The sequence below is a fragment of the Salmonella sp. 32020114201800008SM genome, from assembly GCF_017572025.1.
GTDB classification, from domain to species: Bacteria; Pseudomonadota; Gammaproteobacteria; order Enterobacterales; family Enterobacteriaceae; genus Salmonella; species Salmonella enterica.
The window spans coordinates 185,107-208,366 of sequence record NZ_JAGEQM010000004.1 but is presented as its reverse complement, the minus strand read 5'-3'; the positions used below and the strand labels follow the sequence as shown (position 1 = coordinate 208,366).

Below are 23,260 nucleotides of genomic sequence, written 5' to 3'. Positions count from 1 at the left end.
GTAACGCGGTCACGGTTGCCAGGCTTACTGGGCAATAAGCTGGTTTAGTGCCTTCAGCGCCTGTAAACGCGCAGCCGCCTCCGCCTCATCAATCCGCCACATTCCCGCAAAGGCCAGCGCTGCGGCGTGCTTGTCTAGCGGTTGCGCCATAGAAACTTCACCATCAGCGTGATGCCACAGCACGTATCCCCGCTGGCGCTGCTGCGCCACATGCGGCGCCAGATTACACCACTGCTCCGGAGTAAAACGCTGCATTAGCGCCTCATCGCTTTCTGCCGCCAGTAACGCCACTCCTGTTACCGACTGCCAGGCCGGGCACATGCGAAACCCCGCCAGCGCCTGACTTCCCTGCGAACCCGGCGTAGAGTGATAAATATAGATAATCTGGTCTTCCCATAGCACGCCTAATGCCACCACGATGTCTTTGGGCGCATGGCGTTCAAGGATAGGCAACGCATGGGAGAACAGCGCTGAACCACGAATCGCCTGCGCCGCCAAAGCATGAATGCCTGGCCCGGGTAAATAGCGTCGGTGCTCATCCTGCATCGTGAGTCCAATAGAGGCCATCGTCATTAACAGGCGATTAACGCGCGTGGTATTAATATCCATCAGCCGGGCAAGCTCGCGACATCCGATAGCACGGTCGCTGGAAACCAGATATTGCAGACAGCGAATGCCATCTATCAGGCTTTGATTCGGTTGTGATGACATCGTTAAATGGCTTCGCTGTGGTTTTAACAAAGCTGCGATTTTAACGCCGGTTCGCCAGGATACAAGCCTGCATGCCGTTCAATCCACCGCGCCAGTCAACACTTTCCTCCCCCCCTATGCCGCCATCTTCGCTACAGCCGTCCCTGCACCTGACGCCATTGCGCGCTCTGGGCGAATGTCATCATCCCCTGCTGCTGCCCGGTTTGTATCACGTGGGCCAACTGATGGAGTTTGCCTTCACGGATCAAATTCCCTGTGGCTGGCGTATTAATCAGTAATTCAAACAACGCCACGCGCCCATCCTGTCTGTCGACCTCCAGTTTTTGTGATAGTACGGCGCGCAGACTACCCGCCAGTTGGCTGCGTACCGGTTCTTTTTCCTGCGCCGGAAAACTATCCACTAATCTTTCCACCGCCTGCGCCGCACCGCGAGTATGCAGGGTTGCCAGTACCAGATGCCCCGTTTCCGCCGCCGTCAGCGCCAGGCGAATGGTCTCGCTGTCACGCAGCTCTCCCAGCAAAATGACATCGGGATCTTCACGTAACGCTGCGCGCAGCCCGGCGGCAAAAGTGGCGCAATGCTGGCCGATTTCCCGCTGCTGTATCAGGCAACGCTTGCTGGTGTAACGGTACTCAATAGGATCTTCCAGCGTCAGGATATGTTTATCGGCATGTTGATTAAGATATCCCACCATCGCCGCCAGCGTGGTGGATTTCCCGCAGCCAGTAGCGCCAGTGACCAGAATCAGTCCGTTCTCGCTGGCAAGCAGTGCGGGTACTATCGGCGGCGTCTGGATTTCCGCCAGATCAGGACAACGCTCGGGCAATAGCCGTAGCGCCAGCGACGTTCCCTGTTGATGTGTGAACGCACTGGCGCGCAGGCGCCGCGTGCCAGACAGCGAGACGGCGAAATCAAGCTGGCCGTGCGTTCGCCACTGATATTGTTGCGCATCATTAAGCCAATCAAGCAGAAGCCTGTCGACATCAGGCGCGGTAAAAGGCGCGTTCTCCATGCGTCCTTGTTTGCGCCATCGCGCAGGCCAGGCGTTACACAGGTGTAGATCCGAGACGTTATGCTTTACACTAAGCGTCACAATTTCTTCCATATTCATATAAACATCCTCGGAAAATGAACGATATCGCGCATAACCTGGCACACATCCGGGACAAAATCTCCGCTGCGGCGACGCGTTGCGGCCGCTCTTCAGAAGAAGTTACGTTGCTTGCAGTGAGTAAAACCAAACCTGCGAGCGACATCGCAGAAGCCATTGCCGCCGGACAACGGGCATTTGGTGAAAATTATGTACAAGAGGGGGTGGAAAAAATCCGCCACTTTCAGGAAGCGAAAGTGGAAGGCCTGCACTGGCACTTTATTGGCCCTTTACAGTCCAACAAAAGTCGGCTGGTGGCCGAGCATTTTGACTGGTGTCATACCATCGATCGCCTGCGTATCGCCTCGCGTCTGAGCGAACAGCGCCCGGATAATCTGCCGGCGCTAAATGTTCTGATCCAAATTAATATCAGCGATGAAAACAGCAAATCAGGCATTCCGCTGGCGGAACTGGATGAGCTGGCCGCTGCGGTGGCTACACTGCCGCGTCTGCGGCTTCGCGGACTGATGGCGATCCCGGCGCCAGAGTCAGATTATGTAAGGCAGTTTGAAGTCGCACGTCAAATGGCTGTAGCATTTGCCGGGCTGAAAGCGCGCTACCCTGACGTTGATACCTTATCTCTGGGTATGAGCGACGATATGGAAGCCGCGATTGCGGCAGGTAGCACAATGGTGCGCATCGGCACCGCTATCTTTGGTGCTCGTGATTACACAAAAAATTAAGGAAAACTGAGGAACGCCATGAATACGTTGACCTTCCTGCTCTCAACGGTAATTGAGCTGTATACCATGGTGCTATTATTGCGCGTGTGGATGCAGTGGGCCCGCTGTGACTTTTACAACCCTTTCTCCCAGTTCGTGGTGAAAATTACGCAGCCCATCATCGGACCGCTGCGTCGTATTATCCCGCCAATGGGGCCGATTGACAGCGCTTCCCTGCTGGTGGCGTTTATTCTTAGCGTTATTAAGGCGATAGTGCTGTTTAAGGTCATTACGTTTCAGGCGATTATCTGGATTGCCGCAGTGCTTATCTTGCTTAAAACAATCGGCCTGCTGATCTTCTGGGTGCTGCTGGTCATGGCTATCATGAGCTGGGTGAGCCAGGGTCGTAGCCCGATTGAATATGTATTGATTCAGCTTGCCGAGCCGCTGCTCAGCCCGATTCGCCGTATACTGCCTGCGATGGGCGGCATCGACTTCTCGCCGATGGTTCTGGTGCTGCTGCTGTATGTCGTTAATATGGGGATCGCTGAAGTCTTACAAGCGACAGGCAACATGTTGCTGCCGGGGCTGTGGATGGCGCTATGAGTGCTGTGACTCGCTGCGAAGACGGTCTGGTGTTACGGCTTTATATTCAGCCGAAAGCCAGCCGCGACAGTATTGTGGGCTTACATGGCGACGAGGTGAAAGTCGCCATTACTGCCCCGCCGGTTGACGGTCAGGCAAACAGCCATCTGACCAAGTTTCTTGGTAAACAGTTTCGCGTGGCGAAAAGTCAGATCGTCATCGAAAAAGGCGAGCTGGGCCGTCACAAACAGGTAAAAATTATTCACCCGCAACAGATCCCGCCGGAAATTGCGGCGTTAACTGAGTAGGTATTCCATGCAAAAAGTTGTTCTCGCAACCGGCAACGCCGGTAAAGTGCGCGAGCTCGCGTCGCTGTTAAGCGATTTTGGGCTTGATGTGGTAGCGCAAACGGAACTGGGCGTTGACTCCGCGGAAGAAACCGGCCTGACGTTTATTGAAAACGCGATTATCAAAGCGCGCCATGCCGCTAAAATGACCGGTCTGCCCGCCATTGCCGATGACTCCGGTCTGGCCGTTGACGTTTTAGGCGGCGCGCCGGGTATCTATTCCGCGCGCTATTCTGGTGAAAACGCGACAGATCAGCAAAATCTGGAAAAACTGCTGCATACTCTACGGGATGTTCCGGACGACAAACGCCAGGCGCGATTCCATTGTGTACTGGTTTATTTGCGTCATGCCGAAGATCCCACACCGATAGTCTGTCACGGTAGCTGGCCTGGCGTCATTACTCGCCAGGCGGCCGGAAATGGCGGATTTGGCTATGATCCTATTTTCTTCGTACCGTCTGAAGGCAAAACCGCCGCAGAACTGACCCGTGAAGAAAAAAGCGCGATTTCCCACCGTGGACAAGCGCTCAAGCTGCTGCTGGATGCGTTACGCAATGGCTAAACTACCGCCGCTCAGTCTTTATATTCATATTCCCTGGTGTGTACAAAAATGTCCATATTGCGACTTCAATTCCCATGCGTTGAAGGGCGAGGTGCCGCATGACGACTACGTCCAGCATCTGTTAAACGATCTGGATGCCGACGTCGCCTGGGCGCAAGGGCGTGAAGTAAAGACCATTTTTATTGGCGGCGGTACGCCAAGCCTGCTTTCCGGGCCGGCGATGCAAACGCTGCTGGACGGCGTGCGCACGCGCCTGAACCTGGCGGCGGATGCGGAAATTACTATGGAAGCGAACCCCGGCACGGTCGAAGCCGACCGCTTCATCGACTATCAGCGCGCCGGCGTAAACCGGATCTCCATTGGCGTGCAGAGCTTTAGTGAGCCTAAGCTGAAACGTCTTGGCCGTATTCACGGTCCACAAGAGGCGATGCGGGCAGCAAGACTGGCAAATGGGCTTGGACTACGCAGCTTTAACCTCGACTTGATGCATGGATTGCCGGATCAAACGCTGGAAGAGGCGCTGAATGATTTGCGACAGGCGATTGCGCTTAATCCGCCGCATCTCTCATGGTATCAATTGACGATTGAACCCAACACTCTGTTCGGTTCGCGTCCGCCGGTTTTACCGGACGATGACGCACTGTGGGATATCTTTGAGCAGGGCCACCAGTTATTAACCGCCGCGGGCTATCAGCAATACGAAACTTCGGCCTATGCCAAACCCGGTTATCAGTGCCAGCATAATCTGAACTACTGGCGCTTTGGCGACTATCTGGGGATTGGCTGCGGCGCCCACGGTAAAGTCACCTTCCCGGGCGGCAGGATCCTGCGCACCACCAAAACCCGTCACCCACGCGGTTATATGCAGGGACGTTACCTGGAAAGCCAGCGTGACGTGAGTGATGACGATAAACCCTTTGAGTTCTTTATGAACCGTTTTCGGTTGCTGGAGCGCGCGCCTCGCGCCGAATTTGTCGCCTATACCGGGCTTACGGAAGCGGTTATTCGTCAGCCAATCGACGAGGCTATTGCCCAGGGCTACCTGACCGAATGCGAGCAATACTGGCAGATTACCCGGCACGGTAAACTGTTTTTAAACTCTCTTCTTGAGTTATTTCTCGCGGAATAACAAGGAATAAGCCTGTCGCGCCAGCGGGTAAAATACCTGATGGCGCGACGCTTACCGACCTGTGGCGGTTAATGCGCCGCCGGCAAGCGCATTATTTAATAACCCCTTTACGACGCAAATCGTCGGTATCTTTTTTCCAGCGCTCGTAACCGTCATTAATATCCATAATTTTCACACGGATATCACTCTGTTGCATCTGAAGTTTCTGTACCGCTATATTCAGCGGATATTGTCCTTTCTCTAACGTTATCCAGTCATTCTGCGCTTTTCGACGCAGCTCTTCTGATTTCAAAAATACCTGCCGCCGTTGCTCGTGTATGTCTAAATCTCTTTTCTGCTGAATAGCCGCTTCATTGCACGGCTCACTCTGCTTACGACACGCGTCTAATGCCGGTTGATAGACCTCTTTTTCGTATTTCTCGGCATATACGCTGCTATCGTTGGCTTTTACATAATCATCGCGCTCTTTTAACGTCTTTTTAAACGCCTCGGCGCGGGTCAACGGTTTCCCATCAGCGCCTTTTCCCCAATACGCGTCCGCTTCTTTTTTAGCTACCGCTATTTTCTTATCCAGGGCAGAGAGTTGTTCTTCAAGACCGGGGATCGACGCTTTCTGCGCACGCCAGGAGGCTTCAATGTTGCCAAACCGATAGTTAAAGTCATCACTGTTGACGATCAGGTATTTATCATTCGTTTTAATGTCGTCAATAGCCCGGCCCTGATCGCTGGCTGCCATTTGTAATGAGTAATAGCTCACCGTCCAGCCAGAGGCTGGCGTCCCTTTGCTGGTTAACATGGCAGAAAATTTAACGGGACGATCTTTGGTCCAGGTTTTTTCAACAAAATAATAATCCGCCGCCATACCAACGCCGGTATACATATCTTCACGGGAAGAAATATCCCCTTCGGCAGACCAGGTGGCCTGATTGCCCGTCGAATCAAGATTTTTTAAGGTAATGGAATCCAGTTTAAGTATGCCGTGGTACTGCTTACTAAACTGTTCTTTTAAGATGTTATCGGAGGGTTGAGCAACCTCTGCCCAGCTATAGCCTGAAATCAGGGCAAACAGCGCTGCGCCAGCAATCCATTGTCGAACCACTTGTGGACCTCCCGTCCAGAGACATGACGCCCACGATTATCATAACCAGGATGATAATTAGCAAGATAATAGTGTTGGTTGTGCGAGAGGTCTTCCAAAGATGGCCCCGGCCTTCCGACCGGGGCATTATCTTTAATACTGATTGAACATCGTCTGGATCTGTTTTGGATCTTTAGTCTGGGTTAACGCCAGTTGCAGTAAGACACGCGCTTTTTGCGGGTTCAGCGTGCCGGAAGCGACAAAGCCGTATTTTGCATCGTCAACTTCCGCATCCTGCGTGGTTGCGCCAGTCGGCACACGTGAAGAACGCACCACTACCGTACCGTTGTGCGCGGCGGTCGCCAGGGTATCAAAGACCGTTTTATACAGGTTGCCGTTACCCACGCCTGCGCTCACGATCCCGTCATAACCCGCGTCTACCAGCGCTTTTGCCGGCAGATCGGACGCATTCGCATAGTTATAAACGATACCGACTTTCGGCAACGCGGTCAGCTTCGACACGTCGAACGGGGTGGAGGTGGTATGTTTACGCTCTGGCGTACGCTGGTAGTCAATTTTACCGTTGTGGATATAACCCAGCGGGCCGTAGTTAACCGCTTTAAACGTCGCCACGTCAGTCGTATTGGTCTTAGTGACGTCGCGTCCGTCCATGACGGTATCATTCATTACCACCAGCACGCCGCGGTTGGCAGACTGTTTATCAGCCGCTGTTACTACCGCATTATAGAGGTTGAACGGGCCATCTGCGCTCATTGACGTGGAAGGACGCATCGCGCCGACCAGTACCACCGGTTTATTGCATTTCACGGTCAGATCGAGGAAATAAGCGGTCTCTTCCATCGTATCAGTACCGTGGGTGATCACGAAACCGTCGGTGCTGTCGCACTCGGTATTGATTTTTTTCGCCAGCGTGAGCCAGACTTCATCGTTCATATCCTGCGAGCCAATGTTAACGACCTGCTCGCCTTTCACTACCGCAATGTCCTTCAATTGAGGAACGGCATCCACCAGATTTTCGACGCCAACTTTACCTGCCGTATAATTTGATTTTGTTGCTGAATCACCGCCACCAGCGATCGTTCCGCCGGTCGCTAAGATGGTGATATTCGGTAAAGCGAACGCTGCGCCGCTGAAACCCATTACCAGAGCAGCTAATGCCGTTTTCCTGAAAAACTCCATGTTATATCTCCAGTTATGTCAACTGGTCGCATTATCCCTATATTGCAGACGAATAATGTGATGTCATACGATTAACCAGCGATATATATCCAACAGAGAGTATTTTTTAGAGATGGATAACAAAATGCAGGAAAAAACAGAATAAAAAGGCGCAGATACGATCTACGCCATTGTTTAAAAAGGAAAGATTACTTCAGGCTGCCAACCAGCGCTTTGCGGCTATCTTCTAAGGTCACTACGCGGCTACAGACATCTTTGCCAAACTGCTGGAAATCTTTCTCCTGATTTTTCCATTCGTTCTGGATAGCGGTTTGCAAACCACCGAGGCTGCCCATCACGCCCTGTAAAGGATTGCCGCCGCCTTTAAGCACCGCTTTGGCGCCCATTTCGTTAATGCTGTCCTGCAAAATACCGCCCATCGCCTGATTCACCAACTGCTGACCGTCGGCACGCACCTGGTCGATAGCCTTATAGTGGAACGTCAGGCCGTCCGTACGATGTTCGATAATACGGTTCATTTGCGCTTTTAATTGCGCATCAAGCTTCGTCAGGCGGCTACGCATGTTGCTGCTTTCGCCCACCTCTTTAGCGATGATTTTATCCAGCGCCACGCGGCCTTTTTCGACGCGCGATCGGGCGCCCTCATCAATCCACGGCAGCGCGCTTCGCAGTTCCGCCTGGTAATCTTTCGCCTGCTCGCGCTGCGCGGCGCTAAGGGTGTACTGCTTACCGTTGTACATCACATTGCCGTCCGGCGTGATCACCAGGTTGCCGTTTTCACCTTTCACCTGCACCGTTTGTGGACTCAGGATCACATCGTCACGCGGCGTGACGCTGCATTTGTAATCTGCATGAGCGGCCATCGCCGTAAACGTTAGCACTGTCGCCAGCAGCGTTTTGCGCATCATAACTTTCCCTCAAGACAAAGCGGGCCGGCATTTGCCGACCCTGTACTTATTAGTCCCACCAAACGTCGAAAAGTTCGCTGGTTCGGACTTCTTCAAGGTTGCGCGCTTCCAGCCACTTACGCACAATCGCCTGATGTTCTTCGGTACATTTACCGATTTCCTGCATACAAATCAGCCCTTCCCAGGCCAGGTAGCCGCTGCCGTCAAACGCCAGTTTATTAGGCTCAATAACGTCATTAATAAAGTCATCGACAGTCTTATCGACCTGCTCTTCAGATGTACCTTCCGGAAAACGCCATGCCACCGAAAATCCTAATTCCTGGAATTCGTCAATGTGCATTTTTTTACGCAGACGACGACTACGGTTCTTTGCCATTATTTCACCCTCTCGAACATTAAGTCCCATACGCCATGACCAAGACGATGGCCACGTTGTTCAAATTTCGTTACCGGGCGCGATTCCGGGCGCGGTACATAATCATTGCTCTCTGACAGATTTTTGTACCCGTCGATAGAAGACATGACTTCAAGCATGTGTTCCGCATACGCTTCCCAGTCGGTCGCCATATGGAAAACGCCGCCCAATTTCAGCTTGCTCAATACCAGTTCAGCAAACGGCACCTGAACGATACGGCGTTTATTATGACGCGCTTTATGCCACGGGTCAGGGAAAAAGAGCTGAACCATCGATAAAGAATTGTCAGGAATCATTTTATGCAACACTTCTACCGCGTCGTGGCACATGACGCGCAGGTTTTCAACGCCCTCTTCATGAGCGGATGCCAGACACGCGCCGACACCGGGTGAATGCACTTCAATGCCGAGGAAATTCTGCTCCGGGCGCGCTTTCGCCATCGCCACGAGAGACGCCCCCATGCCAAAACCAATCTCCAGCGTCACCGGCGCTTCGCGACCAAACAACGTGGCGAAATCTACCGGCGCTTCGCTGAACTCGACGCCCATCACCGGCCAGTAGTTTTCCAGCGCGTGTTCTTGCCCCTTTGTCAGTCGCCCCTGGCGACGAACAAAACTACGAATACGGCGCAGCGGGCGTCCGTTTTCATCAAATTCCGGTGAAATGACGTCGTTTTTCATAAAAGTGTAGTCTGCTGTGTTTGAGTTCTGAAAACGGGCATTATCCAAAGTTAGTTGCCGGATGCAAGCATGAAGCGCACTGCGGAAAGTTCCGGTTTACACCCTGCGGCCTCTGTGCTGCAATCTTGCCCCCGGCAATAATGAATGAGTTTCCATGCAAGCGTCTCAATTTTCAGCCCAGGTTCTGGACTGGTACGACAAATACGGGCGGAAAACGCTGCCCTGGCAAATTAACAAGACGCCTTACAAAGTATGGCTCTCGGAAGTCATGTTGCAACAAACGCAGGTGACGACGGTGATTCCTTACTTTGAGCGATTTATGGCGCGCTTTCCCACAGTGACGGATTTAGCGAATGCGCCGCTGGATGAAGTACTCCATTTATGGACCGGGCTCGGCTATTACGCCCGCGCACGTAATTTGCATAAAGCGGCGCAACAGGTGGCGACGCTTCACGGTGGAGAATTCCCGCAAACTTTTGCCGAAATCGCCGCGCTACCCGGCGTCGGGCGTTCAACCGCCGGCGCAATTCTCTCCCTCGCGTTAGGTAAACATTATCCGATTCTTGATGGAAACGTTAAACGTGTGCTGGCTCGCTGTTATGCTGTTAGCGGCTGGCCTGGAAAAAAAGAGGTGGAGAATACGCTGTGGACGCTGAGCGAGCAAGTGACGCCCGCACACGGCGTGGAGCGTTTTAATCAGGCGATGATGGATCTGGGCGCGATGGTTTGTACGCGCTCAAAGCCAAAGTGCACCCTGTGTCCGCTGCAAAACGGTTGTATCGCCGCTGCGCATGAAAGCTGGTCACACTATCCGGGCAAGAAACCGAAACAGACGTTGCCGGAGCGGACGGGTTACTTTTTATTGTTACAGCATAATCAGGAGATTTTCCTGGCGCAGCGCCCTCCCAGCGGTTTATGGGGCGGACTCTACTGCTTCCCGCAGTTCGCCAGCGAAGATGAATTACGTGAATGGCTGGCGCAACGGCATGTTAACGCTGATAATTTGACCCAGCTTAACGCGTTTCGCCACACATTTAGCCATTTCCACCTGGATATTGTGCCTATGTGGCTTCCCGTGTCGTCACTGGGCGTCTGCATGGATGAAGGCAGCGCGCTCTGGTATAACTTAGCGCAACCGCCGTCAGTCGGACTGGCGGCCCCCGTGGAGCGCTTGTTACAGCAGTTACGTACCGGAGCGCCAGTTTAACGCTCCGGTCGATGAAGAGGATGACTTATGAGCAGAACGATTTTTTGTACTTACCTGCAACGCGACGCTGAAGGGCAAGATTTTCAGCTCTACCCTGGCGAACTAGGAAAACGTATCTATAACGAGATCTCTAAGGACGCGTGGGCGCAGTGGCAGCATAAGCAGACCATGTTGATTAACGAGAAAAAGCTCAACATGATGAACGCCGAGCACCGTAAACTGCTGGAACAGGAGATGGTGAGCTTCCTGTTCGAAGGCAAAGACGTTCATATCGAAGGTTATACGCCGGAAGATAAAAAATAGGCCCGTTGCTGAATGACGCTGCGCTTATTCGGCCTGTGAGTTATGCCGGATAAGCCCTTAGCGCCGCTGCCCGGCAACATGGCATAACGACAACACAACATGCACTCCCGGAATGATGAAAAAATTACTCGCGCTTGCTGTTATTGCGCCGTTGCTCATCTCCTGCTCCAGTTCGACCAAAAAAGGCGAGACGTATAATGAAGCCTGGGTCAAGGATACCAACGGCTTTGATATTTTGATGGGGCAATTTGCCAACAATATTGAAAATCTGTGGGGATATAAGGAAGTCCTGATTGCCGGGCCGAAAGACTACGTCAAATATACCGATCAGTTCCAGACCCGTAGCCACATCAACTTTGATGATGGGACCATTACCGTTGAAACCATCGCCGGGACGGAACCTACCGCACATCTGCGCCGGGCTATTATTAAAACGTTGCTCATGGGTGACGACCCAACCTCCGTCGATCTTTACTCCGATGTCGATGACATAAAAATTTCTAAAGAACCCTTCCTGTATGGTCAGGTCCTCGACAATACCGGCCAGCCTATTCGCTGGGAAGGCCGTGCCACGACATTCGCGGATTACTTGCTGAAAACGCGGCTCAAAAGCCGCAGTAACGGCCTGCGTATTATTTACAGCGTCACCATTAATCTGGTGCCGAACCACCTTGATAAACGCGCGCATAAATACATTGGCATGGTACGCCAGGCCTCCCGTAAATACGGCGTTGACGAGTCGCTGATTCTGGCGATTATGCAAACGGAGTCCTCGTTTAACCCGTATGCGGTCAGCCATGCGGATGCGCTGGGCCTGATGCAGGTGGTGCAACACAGCGCCGGGAAAGATGTTTTCCGTTCTCAGGGTAAGTCCGGCACGCCAAGCCGTAACTTCCTGTTCGACCCCGCCAGCAATATCGATACCGGCACAGCGTATCTGGCGATGTTGAATAATGTCTATCTGAGCGGTATTGAGAATCCGACGTCGCGGCGCTATGCGGTCATTACCGCCTACAATGGCGGCGCAGGCAGCGTATTACGCGTATTCTCGAACGATAAAATTCAGGCCGCGAATATGATTAACCGCATGTCACCGGGGGATGTGTACCAGATATTAACCACCCGACATCCATCTGCGGAGTCGCGCCGCTATCTGTATAAGGTGAATTCCGCCCAGCGATCGTATCGCCGCCGATAAACCATCGCATCCCGCCTCTGGCCAGCAAATGACAGAGGCGGGAAAGGCAAAAGTGTTAACTCCGTCACCCTTTTGCTTTGCAATCAGAAATTGTTTGCAAATATTTGTCACAGGTAACAAAAAAAGCCCGCCTCTCATTGATAGAATCACACCAAATCACAACGGCAAATGTGCCTTTTAAAACATTCATCCGCTCTCAGGTGTGAGGAAATTAACATGAATCTTAAGCTGCAGCTTAAAATACTCTCTTTTCTGCAGTTCTGTCTGTGGGGAAGCTGGCTCACTACCCTGGGCTCGTATATGTTCGTCACCTTAAAATTTGACGGCGCATCTATTGGCGCAGTTTATAGTTCACTGGGGATTGCTGCCGTCTTTATGCCGACTTTGCTAGGCATTGTGGCTGACAAATGGCTGAGCGCGAAATGGGTCTATGCCCTGTGTCATGTCGTCGGCGCCATCACGCTATTCATGGCCGCGGAAGTCACTACGCCTGGGGCGATGTTCTTTGTGATCCTGCTTAACTCGTTGGCTTATATGCCGACGTTGGGCTTGATCAATACTATATCGTATTACCGCCTGCAGTCTGCCGGCATGGATATTGTGACTGACTTTCCGCCTATCCGTATCTGGGGCACCATCGGCTTTATTCTGGCGATGTGGGGCGTGAGTTTCTCCGGTTTCGAGCTGAGCCATATGCAGCTTTATATCGGCGCGACGCTTTCCGTTCTGCTGGTACTGTTTACCTTTACCCTGCCGCACATTCCGGTGGCGAACCAACAGAAAAACCAGAGCTGGACATCAATGCTGGGCCTTGACGCTTTTGCGCTGTTTAAAAATAAGCGGATGGCGATTTTCTTCATCTTCTCCATGATGCTGGGCGCGGAACTGCAGATCACCAACATGTTTGGCAACACCTTCCTGCATAGCTTTGATAAAGATCCGCTATTCGCCAGTAGCTTTATCGTGCAGCACGCCTCGGTGATGATGTCGATTTCGCAGATTTCTGAAACGTTATTCATCCTGACCATTCCGTTCTTCCTGAGCCGTTATGGTATTAAGAACGTTATGCTTATCAGTATTGTGGCGTGGATGCTGCGTTTCGGCCTGTTCGCTTATGGCGACCCGACGCCGTTCGGTACCGTTCTGCTGGTACTGTCGATGATTGTGTACGGCTGCGCCTTCGACTTCTTCAACATTTCTGGCTCGGTGTTTGTCGAAAAAGAAGTACGCCCGGAAATCCGCGCCAGCGCGCAGGGGATGTTCCTGATGATGACCAATGGCTTCGGCTGTATCCTTGGCGGCATTGTGAGCGGTAAAGTGGTGGAGTATTACACTCAAAACGGCATTACCGACTGGCAGACCGTGTGGCTCATCTTCGCAGGCTACTCGCTGGTGCTGGCCTTTGCGTTCGTAGCCTTGTTCAAATACAAACACGTTCGCGTTCCGGCAAGTTCGCAACCCGTTGCACATTAATTCTTGCCCTGTTTCGCAGGCCGGATAAGGCGTAAATGCCTTATCCGGCCTGCAGGCAACGTTACTTTAAAACATATCCGTACAAGCGTTGAATTCCATCGGCATCGGTCTCGCTATATACCCCCTGCAATTCCGGCGAAAAACCAGGCAACAGATTGATGCCCTCTTCCAGCGCCAAAAAATAACGCTGCGCCGCGCCGCCCCAAATCTCCCCCGGCACCACGCACAGTACGCCCGGCGGGTATGGCAATGCCCCCTCGGCAGCAATACGCCCGCCCGCCTCGCTGATACGCACCAGCTCTACATCGCCGCGAATAAAGGCGCTGTTGGCATCCTGTGGGTTCATCGCCACATGCGGCAGGCTTTCTTTGCGAAACATCGCTTTTTGCAGATCCTTAACGTCAAAGCTAACGTACAGGTTGTGCATCTCCTGACATAGCTCACGCAGGGTGTAATCGCGGTAGCGCACCGGGTATTTCTGAAAAACCGTCGGCAATACATCCGCAAGCGGCGTATCGTCTTCAATGTGCCGTTCAAATTGCGCCAGCATCGCGACCAGTCGCGCCAGTTTCTCTTCGCTCTCGGCGGGTGTCAGCAAAAACAGAATTGAGTTGAGATCGCACTTCTCAGGCACAATACCGTTCTCACGCAGATAGTGGGCGAGAATGGTCGCCGGGATGCCGAATTCGGTGTACCGCCCACTATCGGCATCAATACCTGGCGTGGTCAGTAACAGTTTACAGGGGTCGACAAAATACTGGACATCCGCATAGCCCTCAAAGCCATGCCATTTCGCCCCGGGCTCAAAACTGAAGAAACGACGATTGCTGGCAATGGTCTCCGTCGGATATGCCTGCCACGGCTTGCCGTCAACCACCAGTGGGATAAAGGGCTGAAGCAGTTTGCAACGGGCGAGAATGGCTTTACGCGCGTCAATACCCAGCGCAACGCACTCCGCCCACAGGCGGCGACCGCTCTCCCCTTCGTGGATTTTGGCATTGATATCCAGCGCCGCAAACAGCGGGTAGAACGGGCTGGTCGAGGCGTGCAACATGAAGGCGTTGTTCAGGCGTTTGTGCGGGCAAAAACGCGCCTGGCCGCGAATATGGTTATCTTTTTTGTGGATCTGCGAGGTTTGTGAGAACCCCGCCTGTTGCTTATGTACCGATTGGGTCACAAAGATCCCAGGGTCGTTTTCATTAAGCTCCAGCCGCAACGGCGAGGTATCCGCCATCATATTGATAAACTGCTCATAGCCTACCCACGCGGAGTCAAACAGAATGTAATCGCAGAGATGTCCGATTTTATCCACCACCTGACGGGCGTTGTAAATAGTGCCGTCATAGGTACCCAGCTGAATGATCGCCAGGCGGAACGGACGCGACGCATCGGCGCTTTCCGGCATCACGTCACGAATCTGGTCGCGCAGGTACGTTTCATCAAAACAGTGCGCATCAATACCACCGATAAAACCAAACGGGTTACGCGCCGCTTCAAGATAGACCGGCGTCGCCCCGGCCTGAATCAGGGCGCCGTGGTGGTTGGATTTGTGATTATTACGATCAAACAGCACCAGATCGCCGCGCGTCAGCAGGGCATTGGCGACCACTTTATTCGCCGCCGAAGTTCCATTCAGCACAAAGTAGGTTTTATCCGCATTAAACACTTTTGCCGCAAATTTCTGCGCGTGTTTGGCAGAACCTTCATGTATTAGCAGATCGCCAAGTTTCACATCGGCGTTACACATATCCGCACGAAACAGGTTTTCACCAAAAAAGTCATAAAAATGACGGCCTGCGGGATGTTTTCTAAAAAACTCGCCATGCTGGTGCCCCGGGCAAGCAAAGGTACTATTCCCCATGTCGACATACTGGGTCAGGGTGCCATAAAAGGGCGGCAGAAGTTCCGCTTCGTAGCGACAGGCAGCGTTTTCCAGCTCCAGCCATTCCTGCGCGTTCCCGCCTATTACCGCCGTAACGCCGACAGGCGCGCTAACGGGTTCATCCGCAAGCATAAACACCGGCAGGTGAAAACCGGTGCGTTTAAGCAACGCCAGAATACCGCTACGGCTGTCGGCAGTGGTAATGACGACTGCGGCCACATCGGTAAAGTCGGTACTGTCCAGCGCCACTACGTTTCGGTGGGTGGAGAGACGGGGGATGAGTTCACTGCTGGCGGCAATATTCATTGATTTCATAAGCGCAAATACCCGTTTCGGGAGTAGAGTAACCCCAGACAAGGCCCGATGCCTTGCCCAACGAGATGCCGGGTCAAACTGGATACCAGCTCCGACCGCCAGACATCAGTAAAAACAGACTGTTTCTGATTTTACTGTTGTCCTGCAGTGAGCGTGCGCTGCCCTCACCGCATAGCGGGGATGACAAAAAAAAGGAAAGAAAGGGGCAAACCTCGCGCAGTCAGGCGACAGTGAAGACAATATAAAGGCGCTATGTTCATCCCGGCGAGCCCCATGCTGGCAGGAGAAATTTCGCGCAATCATGGCACCTTTCACCAGACGGCGCAAGGTAAAATCAGCGCTCTATACGTCACAGATAATCAAGCTATTAACAGCTTAATCGCGTGATAATAAGGCAATTTGAAAGACAAATAACAGGAGTCATTGTGGTAATTGGACCTTTTATTAACGCTGGCGCAATTTTATTCGGCGGCGTTATTGGCGCGCTGTTAAGTCAGCGTCTGCCAGAACGGATTCGCGTCTCAATGACGTCTATTTTTGGTCTGTGCTCTCTGGGAATTGGCATTCTGCTGGTGATGAAGTGCGCTAATCTTCCGGTGATGGTGCTGGCGACGCTGGTCGGCGCGCTTATCGGCGAGTTTTGTTTGCTGGAAAAAGGCATTAATGGCGCAGTCGCGAAAATCCAACAATTATTTATAGCATCGGGTAAGAAGCCGACACACGACTCATTTATTCAAAGTTACGTCGCTATCATTGTACTTTTTTGCGCCAGCGGCACCGGTATTTTCGGCGCGATGCATGAAGGGATGACCGGCGATCCAAACATTTTGATCGCTAAATCTTTTCTGGATTTTTTCACTGCCATTATTTTCGCCTGTTCGCTTGGCATCGCCGTTTCGGCGATTTGCGCGCCGATGTTGATTATCCAGTTAACGCTTGCCGCCTGCGCCACCCTTATTCTTCCGCTGACCACGCCGGCAATGATGGGCGACTTTAGCGCTGTAGGCGGACTGCTGCTGGTGGCGACCGGCTTGCGTGTATGTGGAATCAAAATGTTTCCGGTAGTGAATATGCTCCCGGCGCTGTTGCTGGCGATGCCGATCTCCGCCGCATGGGCGATGTTTTTTGCCTGACTCTGCATGCAATAACAACAAAGTGGTGATAGATTGTGCAGTCTACGTTGATTTGAAGAAATTTCGTTGACGAAGCGAGGCGATTACGGTTTAATGCGCCTCGTTGCCCGGATAGCTCAGTCGGTAGAGCAGGGGATTGAAAATCCCCGTGTCCTTGGTTCGATTCCGAGTCCGGGCACCACCTTCCCTTTTTTATGCTTTCTTATGAATTCCTCGATGTCTTCAAGTCAATAAGTTTGAACATAGACTCTTTCCAGAAATTATTGCCATATGATCTCCATTAGACCAATATAAACGGATGCGTGATCATAATAAAGGCAGTAATAGTAAGTTTTAACATTAAACATACTGCGAAATTTCAATTAAGTTTCCATCAGGGTCCCTGATGTAGATAGACATTATCTCGCCTGTGGCTCCAGTTCTCTCAACCGGGCCTTCAACAATGGGAATGCCTGCCTGTAAGATCTCAGACACAACATCATTTATCGGTGTCGATGTAATAAAACATAAATCGGCAGATCCCGGCGTTGGTCTACTCGCTTTTGGTTCGAACTCCATTTCTTGCTGATGGAGGTTAATTTTTTGCGCTCCAAATATTAACGCTTTTCTGTTTTGTTTAAATGTTACCGCAGAAAAACCAAGTACCTCTTCGTAGAATCTTATTGTGGTTGATATATCAGATACCGTTAATACAAGGTGATCAATTCTGTCAATTATCATTTGAATAGACTCATGATGTTTATATTTTAGGGATGCTACATTAAAAAATAGCATTAACCTACTTTTAAATCAGATGCATTTTTTTTGCATCTACTCTAAGTTGCTGCCGAAAATTGGGATGTGCCAATTCAATGATGCTGAGCGCACGCTCGGTTGAAGAGAGCCCCTTCAGGTTTACGGAGCCAAATTCAGTGACTATCCAGTGCGTATCCGTTCGTGGGGTTGTTACAGGCCCCTCAAGGCGGGGAACAATACGAGAAATCGTATCATTCGCGGCCGTTGAGCGGGTCGTAATAATGGAACGACCTCCTTTAGATGCATATGCGCCTCTGACAAAATCCAATTGCCCTCCTGAAGCGCTGTACTGGTGTCCAAGCAAATATTCAGAGTTACAGGCACCAGTGAGATCGATTTGTAAGGTAGCGTTAATGGAGACAACATTCTCATTTTGCGCAATGATCCCCGGATCGTTAACATAATCGACAGGCCGACTAAAAAAAGAGGGGTTGTCGTTGAGATAGTCATACATATCCTTTTGTCCCATAGCAAAAGTAAATACAGACATTCCCCGGTCGATATTTTTACGCTGATTGGTAACGACGCCTTGTTGAATCAAACTTACCAACCCCGGATTCAGCGCCTCTGTATGGACCCCCAGATCATTATGTTCCTTGAGCGCATTACAGATGAGCTCCGGTAATGCGCCGACCCCCATCTGGAGACAAGCGCCATCTGGCACAAGAGAAGCGATAATCTGACTGATAGCAATATCTTCGGCTACGGCAGTACGTATTGGTAGTTCAATTAAAGGGACATGGTTTTCAACAATGGCGTCAATTTCTGAAATATGGATTGCAGCACCTTCTCCATGAACGCGTGGCATATATTTGTTAACTTCGACAATAAGCTTTTTAGCTGTCCTCGCAATCCGGGTGGAATAATCGTTTCCAGTTCCAAAATTAAAATAGCCATACTTATCCATAGGGGACACGGTGTGAATAAAGGTATCAATACCAATATCATCAGCCAGTAATCGCGTCGCCTGATGAAAATTTGAAGGTACATAGTTAACTATTTTTCGCCCGGAACTCTCAATCCCCTGACGTATTAAAGCCCGTTCAATACCGGTAATAAACATACTGTAGAGATGAATATAGTCACTTAGCTCATAACGGAAAATAGTGTTCCCGGCAATGCTGGCTGTTTCATAACAGTAAACCCGCAGATCGTTGATTTCTCCCCTTTTCGCTCGCTTTGCCAGCGCATTCAGCAAAGCTGGAGGCTCTGCTGCAAACATTCCCATAGAGAGGTGACTGCCGGAGGTAATTAAAGTAACCGCCTCGTCAGGCGTCACGCATTTTTCGGCATACACTGCATTAACATTCATCATGACTCTAAACCTCAGGGCGATTTCTCAATAAGCGGCGTCTTCTTCAGGCGAACATCCACAGCAATAAACTAACATTGTTCGTTCGAAGCGCATGACCTCTACACCATTCTGGTTAATACCACATGTCCGAACGGTAACGATGCCTTGTCCCGGGCGACTATTTGACAGGCGTTTGCTGAGTACAGTGCTTTCAGCATAAAGTGTATCCCCTGCGAAAACCGGATGGACGGCTTGTACCTTATCCCAGCCAAGATTGGCCACGACCTTGGCGCTGACAGTACGCACGCTCATACCGGTTAAAAGCGCCAGAGTGAACGTTGAATCAACCAGTAACTTTTTCCATTCCGTTTTGCTGGCGTAAGCCGCATCGAAATGGACCGGCTGCACATTGAGAGTGAGCAGGGTAAACCACACATTATCGGCGTCCAGAACCGTCCGGCCGGGACGATGTTCAAAAACATCACCGGGATGAAAATCCTCCCAGTAAAGACCCGAAATTTCTCGGTAGCGCCCCTCGCTAATGGTTTTATAAGCGGGTAATAACGTGTTCATAATCAATTCCTCTGTTAATAAAATCAGGAAAAGATCCCTGCCCGGGCGAGTAATCTCCGGGCCTGACGGGCAACGGCTGCATCTATCATCATGCCGCTAACGATCCCGACGCCTTTGGCATTCTCTGTCAGTACTGCACGAGCATGATTAATTTCTGCCGTTGTAGGAGTAAATGCGGCGTTGATTACACTAATCTGAGCGGGGTGAATAGCCGATTTTGCAGAAAAACCAAAACTGAGCGCCTGCAGCGTTTCCTCTTTCAGACCTGAAAAATCGCCTATATCAAAGAAGGGAGCATCTATTGCAAGAAGCCCTTTCATAGCGCAGGCAGCCACTATTCTGGCCCGCGCCAGCGCAAGAGGCTCCCAGGCGGGTGTGGCGCCAATGTCAGCCGCCATATCTGCGGCGCCAAACATCAACCCGCAGAGTCTGGGGGTGGCGTCCGCAATAGATTCTACGGCATTAAGCCCAACAACTGACTCAATAATGCCAATAAGGCGAGTATCAGAACCAGCCATCATGATAAGACTATCCACGATTTGCAGGTGCGCGGCTGACTCTGTTTTTGGAAGAATAATGTAATCAGGAAAAAAACGGCATTCCAGTAACATATGCAGGTCTTCAATGCCAGCATGAGTATTCATTCCATTAATTCTTAATGCTATTTTCAGCGATGAGTTTGGTCGGGATGAAAGGAACTGCATCGCAATTTTCCGGGCCTGCGCCTTGTCATTCGGGGTGACGGAATCTTCAAGATCGATAATAGAAATGTCCGCCGCACTTTCAACTGCTTTTATGAAACGTTCTGGTCGAATTGCTGGGGTAAAAAGCCAGCTACGTGTCGGTGTATGAGAAATATCGGGCATATTGCACCTCCTGTTAACCTCACTATGCGCTCGCTGGTTTCATTCTTCCAATATATGATGGTGCCATTCTTAATTGCTTTTGGAGATGAGGATGGAACTGCGCCATATTCGCTATTTTCTCGCCGTCGCTGAAGAGCGGCATTTCACGCGGGCTGCGACAAAATTAGGCATAGGTCAGCCGCCGCTAAGCCAACAGATTAAGGATCTGGAAAGAGAGCTGGGAGCGCAGCTATTCCGGAGAGTGCCTCATGGCGCGGAATTAACCGAGGCTGGAAAAGCATTTTATGATGTTGTTAAAGGGATGCCTGCTACCGCGACAAGAGCCGTGCTGGCGGCGCAGCGTGTCGCCAGGGGGGAATCGGGCGTGTTAAGGGTGGGTTTTACTGCCTCTGCGGCATTTAACAGTGTGGTGCCCGGCGCAATCCGTACTTTCAAGCGGGCTTATCCTGACGTTCGTTTGCAGCTTGAGGAAGGAAATACAACCCAACTGGCTGATGAATTGAATGAAGGATCGCTGGATGTTGCCTTTCTGAGACCCGGTTTTACAGGCAATGAACGGTTCCAGCTCAGGTTACTGTCTGAAGAGCCAATGGTTATTGTGCTGGCAGAAACGCATCCTGCTGCGGCGTGTAAACAGATTGCACTCTCGATTCTCAAAGATGAGTTTTTTTTACTCTTCCCACGTGAAATCGGCCTGTCGCTTTATGACGCAGTGATCAAGGCCTGCGGTAAAGCGGGCTTTGAACCGAAAATTGGTCAACTCGTGCCGCAAATTTCGTCAGTCATTAACCTTGTGTCGGCAGAGATGGGCGTGTCGATGGTTCCAGATTCAATGAGACAGGTTAATGTCAAGGGAGTAGTATACCGCCCCGTTGCAGACCAGATGCCCGTCGCAAAGCTGGCTCTGGCATACCGGCGCGGCGATACATCGCCAACGCTGAGAAACTTCATCCTGAAAGTCACTGGCTGAATGCGGTTATGTGAGCGTTGAATAATCATTTGAAACGTAACCAATAATTATTGGTCCGATTTTGTGTCTAAAGGAATCGCTAACGGAGCAGGAACTGGCTGCAATGTCTGTGGATCGACAGCCAGATAACGCCCGGTTTTACTGTCGATACCCACATAATCGATAAGCTTGCCTTTGGCATAAAGCACCATTGTCTGTTTTGCAAATGCCTCATATGCACTGCTCAGTATTTTCACTTTATCCACATAATCTGCTGCGAGATTATGCGTTTCCAGGGGGTCACGTTGCAGGTTGAATAATTCCCATGGAGCATTACCCGCCTGTGGGAATACTGTGACAAGACGACGCAATTTCCATTCCCCATCTATCCAGGCCGCCTGATTATGGAGTTCAACACCATATTGTGTGCGAGGCGCGTGCAGACTTTCACCGGTCAGATAGCGTTTAAAACTCACGCCGATCATTGGCAGTGTCGGTCTTTCAGATAATGATTTACTGGCATCAATACCTGCAAATTCATAGAGCGTGGGCGCGACATCATACGCCGCCATCGTGGCGTTATCTATGGCGCCATGATGGATGATACCAGGACCGGAAATCATAAAACTGGTATTAATTCCCCCCTGACCGCTGGTCGTTTTGTGATAGCGACCATAAGGCGCATTGCTGACATCAGCCCAGTGGGGACCATAAGAGATAAATGAATTTTTACGACCAATATTTTCGTAACTATTATCGAATTGCTTCCAAAAATCTGGTTCAGATTCATAGTGAAAGCCCTCTGCCGGATTCACCCCATTATCACTTAAGAAGACCAGAATCGTGTTTTTATCGCGCCCGGTCTTTTTTAAGGTCTCAATAACGGTACCAATCTGTGCATCCATATTGGCGATCATAGCAGCGTAAACCTGCATCACCTTCGCCGTATATTTCTGCTGTTCCGGGGTCATCGCCTGCCATTCTTTATCAAGTTCCAGTCCTGGCAGAGGTATGTCATCACGCAGGAAACCCAGTTTCTTCAAACGAGCAATACGCTGACGATAGACGTCTGCATAGCCCTGTTCATACTGACTTTTAAAACGACTAATCCATTCATCCGGCGCCTGCAGAGGATCATGTGGCGCAGTAAAGGCCAACCACGCGAAGATAGGTTGTTCCCGTGGCGTCTCGCTGATCCAGCGATTAATCTGGCTGGCATAGGCTTCGCTGGAGTAAAAACTGGAGGGCAGTGAAATGCGCTGATTGTCACGGGTATAATAGGTATGAAATATCTCCACGGTTCCCAGCGGCACGGCATCATCAAAGTGACTGGCGCCTCCCCCCATCAAGGCGAAAGAATGACGAAAGCCCCGATCTTTTGGCGTCGAGCCTGGCGTAAAACCAAGATGCCATTTACCCGCCATCAGCGTATTGTAACCAGCATCTTTAAAGCGTTCAGCCATGGTCGTCACCCGATCAGTCAGGCGCAATTCATAGCCTTCCTTACCTATGGTATTTTCATACCACCACATACCGCCTATACCCGCTTGCTGACTGGTGTTCCCGGTTAATAGCATCGCACGGGCGGGAGCAGACATGGGAGACGTGTAATATTGACTCATCCGCACGCCGTTCTCAGCCATCGCCTGCAAATTAGGCGTTGGGATTTCCCCACCGAAGGGAGTGATATCAGAATATCCCATATCATCAGCGATAATCACGATAATATCAGGACGTTCGTTTTGCGTACTGTGCGCCGTACCGGAGAAGATAATGCTGAGTGTGGCAAGTGTTACTTCTTTTTTCACGGCTTATTCTCCATTTCAGACTACGGATGTTGTACA

General features: G+C 51.2%; 24 protein-coding genes and 1 tRNA gene. 12 read left to right on the top strand and 13 right to left on the bottom strand.

Translation table 11 applies throughout. The annotated features are described in order from the left end of the window. Positions 1–24: 24 nt before the first annotated feature. Together J4613_RS13250 and J4613_RS13245 are read right to left on the bottom strand one after the other, a co-directional pair. Positions 25–711: an IclR family transcriptional regulator gene (locus J4613_RS13250; protein ID WP_023201388.1), complete on the bottom strand. Its 687-nt coding sequence runs from the start codon at positions 709–711 to the stop codon at positions 25–27. A gap of 131 nt (positions 712–842) precedes the next feature. Continuing rightward, positions 843–1,823 (bottom strand): type IV pilus twitching motility protein PilT, encoded by a 981-nt coding sequence (locus tag J4613_RS13245; RefSeq protein WP_001653704.1) that lies wholly within the window; start codon positions 1,821–1,823, stop codon positions 843–845. A gap of 17 nt (positions 1,824–1,840) precedes the next feature. On the opposite strand from J4613_RS13245, the gene J4613_RS13240 reads away from it, so the two are divergent. Genes J4613_RS13240 through hemW form a run of 5 tightly spaced genes read left to right on the top strand, consistent with a single transcriptional unit; the run spans position 1,841 to position 5,147 of the window. Next, the gene (locus J4613_RS13240) at positions 1,841–2,545 is read left to right on the top strand and encodes a YggS family pyridoxal phosphate-dependent enzyme (protein WP_000997790.1); all 705 of its coding nucleotides are present in this window, start codon (positions 1,841–1,843) and stop codon (positions 2,543–2,545) included. Positions 2,546–2,563: 18 nt separating this feature from the next. Further along, complete coding sequence (locus J4613_RS13235) at positions 2,564–3,130, top strand: YggT family protein (RefSeq protein WP_001094848.1); 567 nt, start codon at positions 2,564–2,566, stop codon at positions 3,128–3,130. Next, positions 3,127–3,417, top strand: a complete 291-nt coding sequence (yggU, locus tag J4613_RS13230; protein ID WP_001277205.1) for a DUF167 family protein YggU — start codon at positions 3,127–3,129, stop codon at positions 3,415–3,417. The genes J4613_RS13235 and yggU overlap by 4 nt, the downstream gene beginning before the upstream one ends. 7 nt (positions 3,418–3,424) lie before the next feature. Further along, entirely contained in the window at positions 3,425–4,018 is a 594-nt protein-coding gene (locus J4613_RS13225) for an XTP/dITP diphosphatase (RefSeq protein ID WP_001174764.1), read from the top strand. Further along, the gene (gene hemW / locus J4613_RS13220; protein WP_079798516.1) at positions 4,011–5,147 is read left to right on the top strand and encodes a radical SAM family heme chaperone HemW; all 1,137 of its coding nucleotides are present in this window, start codon (positions 4,011–4,013) and stop codon (positions 5,145–5,147) included. Before J4613_RS13225 ends, hemW begins: the two co-directional genes overlap by 8 nt. Positions 5,148–5,238: 91 nt before the next feature. Here hemW and J4613_RS13215 read toward each other — a convergent pair whose 3' ends face one another. From J4613_RS13215 to trmB, 5 genes are all read right to left on the bottom strand, one after another. Next, on the bottom strand, positions 5,239–6,246 hold the full coding sequence (locus tag J4613_RS13215) for a DUF1202 domain-containing protein (RefSeq protein ID WP_000252200.1): 1,008 nt from the start codon (positions 6,244–6,246) through the stop codon (positions 5,239–5,241). A gap of 132 nt (positions 6,247–6,378) precedes the next feature. After that, on the bottom strand, positions 6,379–7,425 hold the full coding sequence (gene ansB / locus J4613_RS13210; protein WP_000394189.1) for an L-asparaginase 2: 1,047 nt from the start codon (positions 7,423–7,425) through the stop codon (positions 6,379–6,381). Positions 7,426–7,613: 188 nt separating this feature from the next. Next, complete coding sequence (locus J4613_RS13205) at positions 7,614–8,333, bottom strand: DUF2884 domain-containing protein (RefSeq protein WP_000984838.1); 720 nt, start codon at positions 8,331–8,333, stop codon at positions 7,614–7,616. Between the two features lie 49 nt (positions 8,334–8,382). Continuing rightward, positions 8,383–8,709: a YggL family protein gene (locus J4613_RS13200; protein WP_001107574.1), complete on the bottom strand. Its 327-nt coding sequence runs from the start codon at positions 8,707–8,709 to the stop codon at positions 8,383–8,385. Continuing rightward, positions 8,709–9,428: a tRNA (guanosine(46)-N7)-methyltransferase TrmB gene (gene trmB / locus J4613_RS13195; RefSeq protein ID WP_000786890.1), complete on the bottom strand. Its 720-nt coding sequence runs from the start codon at positions 9,426–9,428 to the stop codon at positions 8,709–8,711. The genes J4613_RS13200 and trmB overlap by 1 nt, the downstream gene beginning before the upstream one ends. A 154-nt stretch (positions 9,429–9,582) precedes the next feature. On the opposite strand from trmB, the gene mutY reads away from it, so the two are divergent. The 4 genes from mutY to J4613_RS13175 all read left to right on the top strand — a co-directional run bounded on the left by mutY (position 9,583) and on the right by J4613_RS13175 (position 13,609). Then, a complete protein-coding gene (gene mutY, locus J4613_RS13190; RefSeq protein ID WP_001148947.1) occupies positions 9,583–10,635 on the top strand; it encodes an A/G-specific adenine glycosylase in 1,053 nt (350 codons plus the stop codon). A gap of 27 nt (positions 10,636–10,662) precedes the next feature. Next, positions 10,663–10,938, top strand: a complete 276-nt coding sequence (locus J4613_RS13185) for an oxidative damage protection protein (protein ID WP_000091706.1) — start codon at positions 10,663–10,665, stop codon at positions 10,936–10,938. Positions 10,939–11,050: 112 nt separating this feature from the next. Continuing rightward, positions 11,051–12,136: a membrane-bound lytic murein transglycosylase MltC gene (gene mltC / locus J4613_RS13180; RefSeq protein WP_000976289.1), complete on the top strand. Its 1,086-nt coding sequence runs from the start codon at positions 11,051–11,053 to the stop codon at positions 12,134–12,136. Positions 12,137–12,352: 216 nt separating this feature from the next. After that, entirely contained in the window at positions 12,353–13,609 is a 1,257-nt protein-coding gene (locus tag J4613_RS13175) for a nucleoside permease (RefSeq protein ID WP_001049804.1), read from the top strand. A gap of 61 nt (positions 13,610–13,670) precedes the next feature. Here the strand turns inward: J4613_RS13175 and J4613_RS13170 are convergent, their stop codons facing one another. Beyond that, positions 13,671–15,806 carry an ornithine decarboxylase gene (locus J4613_RS13170; RefSeq protein WP_111742239.1) on the bottom strand — a complete coding sequence of 712 codons (2,136 nt, stop codon included), beginning with the start codon at positions 15,804–15,806 and terminating at the stop codon, positions 13,671–13,673. Between the two features lie 425 nt (positions 15,807–16,231). On the opposite strand from J4613_RS13170, the gene J4613_RS13165 reads away from it, so the two are divergent. Both J4613_RS13165 and J4613_RS13160 read left to right on the top strand, forming a co-directional pair. Continuing rightward, entirely contained in the window at positions 16,232–16,939 is a 708-nt protein-coding gene (locus tag J4613_RS13165; protein ID WP_000234462.1) for a DUF554 domain-containing protein, read from the top strand. 105 nt (positions 16,940–17,044) lie between these two features. After that, positions 17,045–17,120: transfer RNA gene (locus J4613_RS13160), tRNA-Phe, on the top strand. A 158-nt stretch (positions 17,121–17,278) separates the two neighbouring features. Here the strand turns inward: J4613_RS13160 and J4613_RS13155 are convergent. From J4613_RS13155 to ripC, 4 genes are all read right to left on the bottom strand, one after another. After that, on the bottom strand, positions 17,279–17,659 hold the full coding sequence (locus J4613_RS13155) for a VOC family protein (RefSeq protein WP_000582672.1): 381 nt from the start codon (positions 17,657–17,659) through the stop codon (positions 17,279–17,281). Between the two features lie 64 nt (positions 17,660–17,723). Further along, positions 17,724–19,049, bottom strand: a complete 1,326-nt coding sequence (gene ripA / locus J4613_RS13150) for an itaconate CoA-transferase RipA/Ict (protein WP_000982337.1) — start codon at positions 19,047–19,049, stop codon at positions 17,724–17,726. A 24-nt stretch (positions 19,050–19,073) separates the two neighbouring features. Next, positions 19,074–19,601 carry a (R)-specific enoyl-CoA hydratase RipB/Ich gene (ripB, locus tag J4613_RS13145; protein WP_001094307.1) on the bottom strand — a complete coding sequence of 176 codons (528 nt, stop codon included), beginning with the start codon at positions 19,599–19,601 and terminating at the stop codon, positions 19,074–19,076. A 23-nt stretch (positions 19,602–19,624) separates the two neighbouring features. Continuing rightward, positions 19,625–20,467 (bottom strand): itaconate degradation C-C-lyase RipC, encoded by an 843-nt coding sequence (gene ripC, locus J4613_RS13140; RefSeq protein ID WP_001112897.1) that lies wholly within the window; start codon positions 20,465–20,467, stop codon positions 19,625–19,627. A gap of 91 nt (positions 20,468–20,558) precedes the next feature. Here ripC and ripR point away from each other — a divergent pair, with 91 nt between their 5' ends. After that, positions 20,559–21,437 carry an itaconate degradation transcriptional regulator RipR gene (gene ripR, locus J4613_RS13135; protein ID WP_000423170.1) on the top strand — a complete coding sequence of 293 codons (879 nt, stop codon included), beginning with the start codon at positions 20,559–20,561 and terminating at the stop codon, positions 21,435–21,437. Between the two features lie 47 nt (positions 21,438–21,484). Here the strand turns inward: ripR and J4613_RS13130 are convergent, their stop codons facing one another. Then, positions 21,485–23,224, bottom strand: a complete 1,740-nt coding sequence (locus J4613_RS13130) for an arylsulfatase (protein WP_111742238.1) — start codon at positions 23,222–23,224, stop codon at positions 21,485–21,487. Positions 23,225–23,260 lie beyond the last annotated feature (36 nt).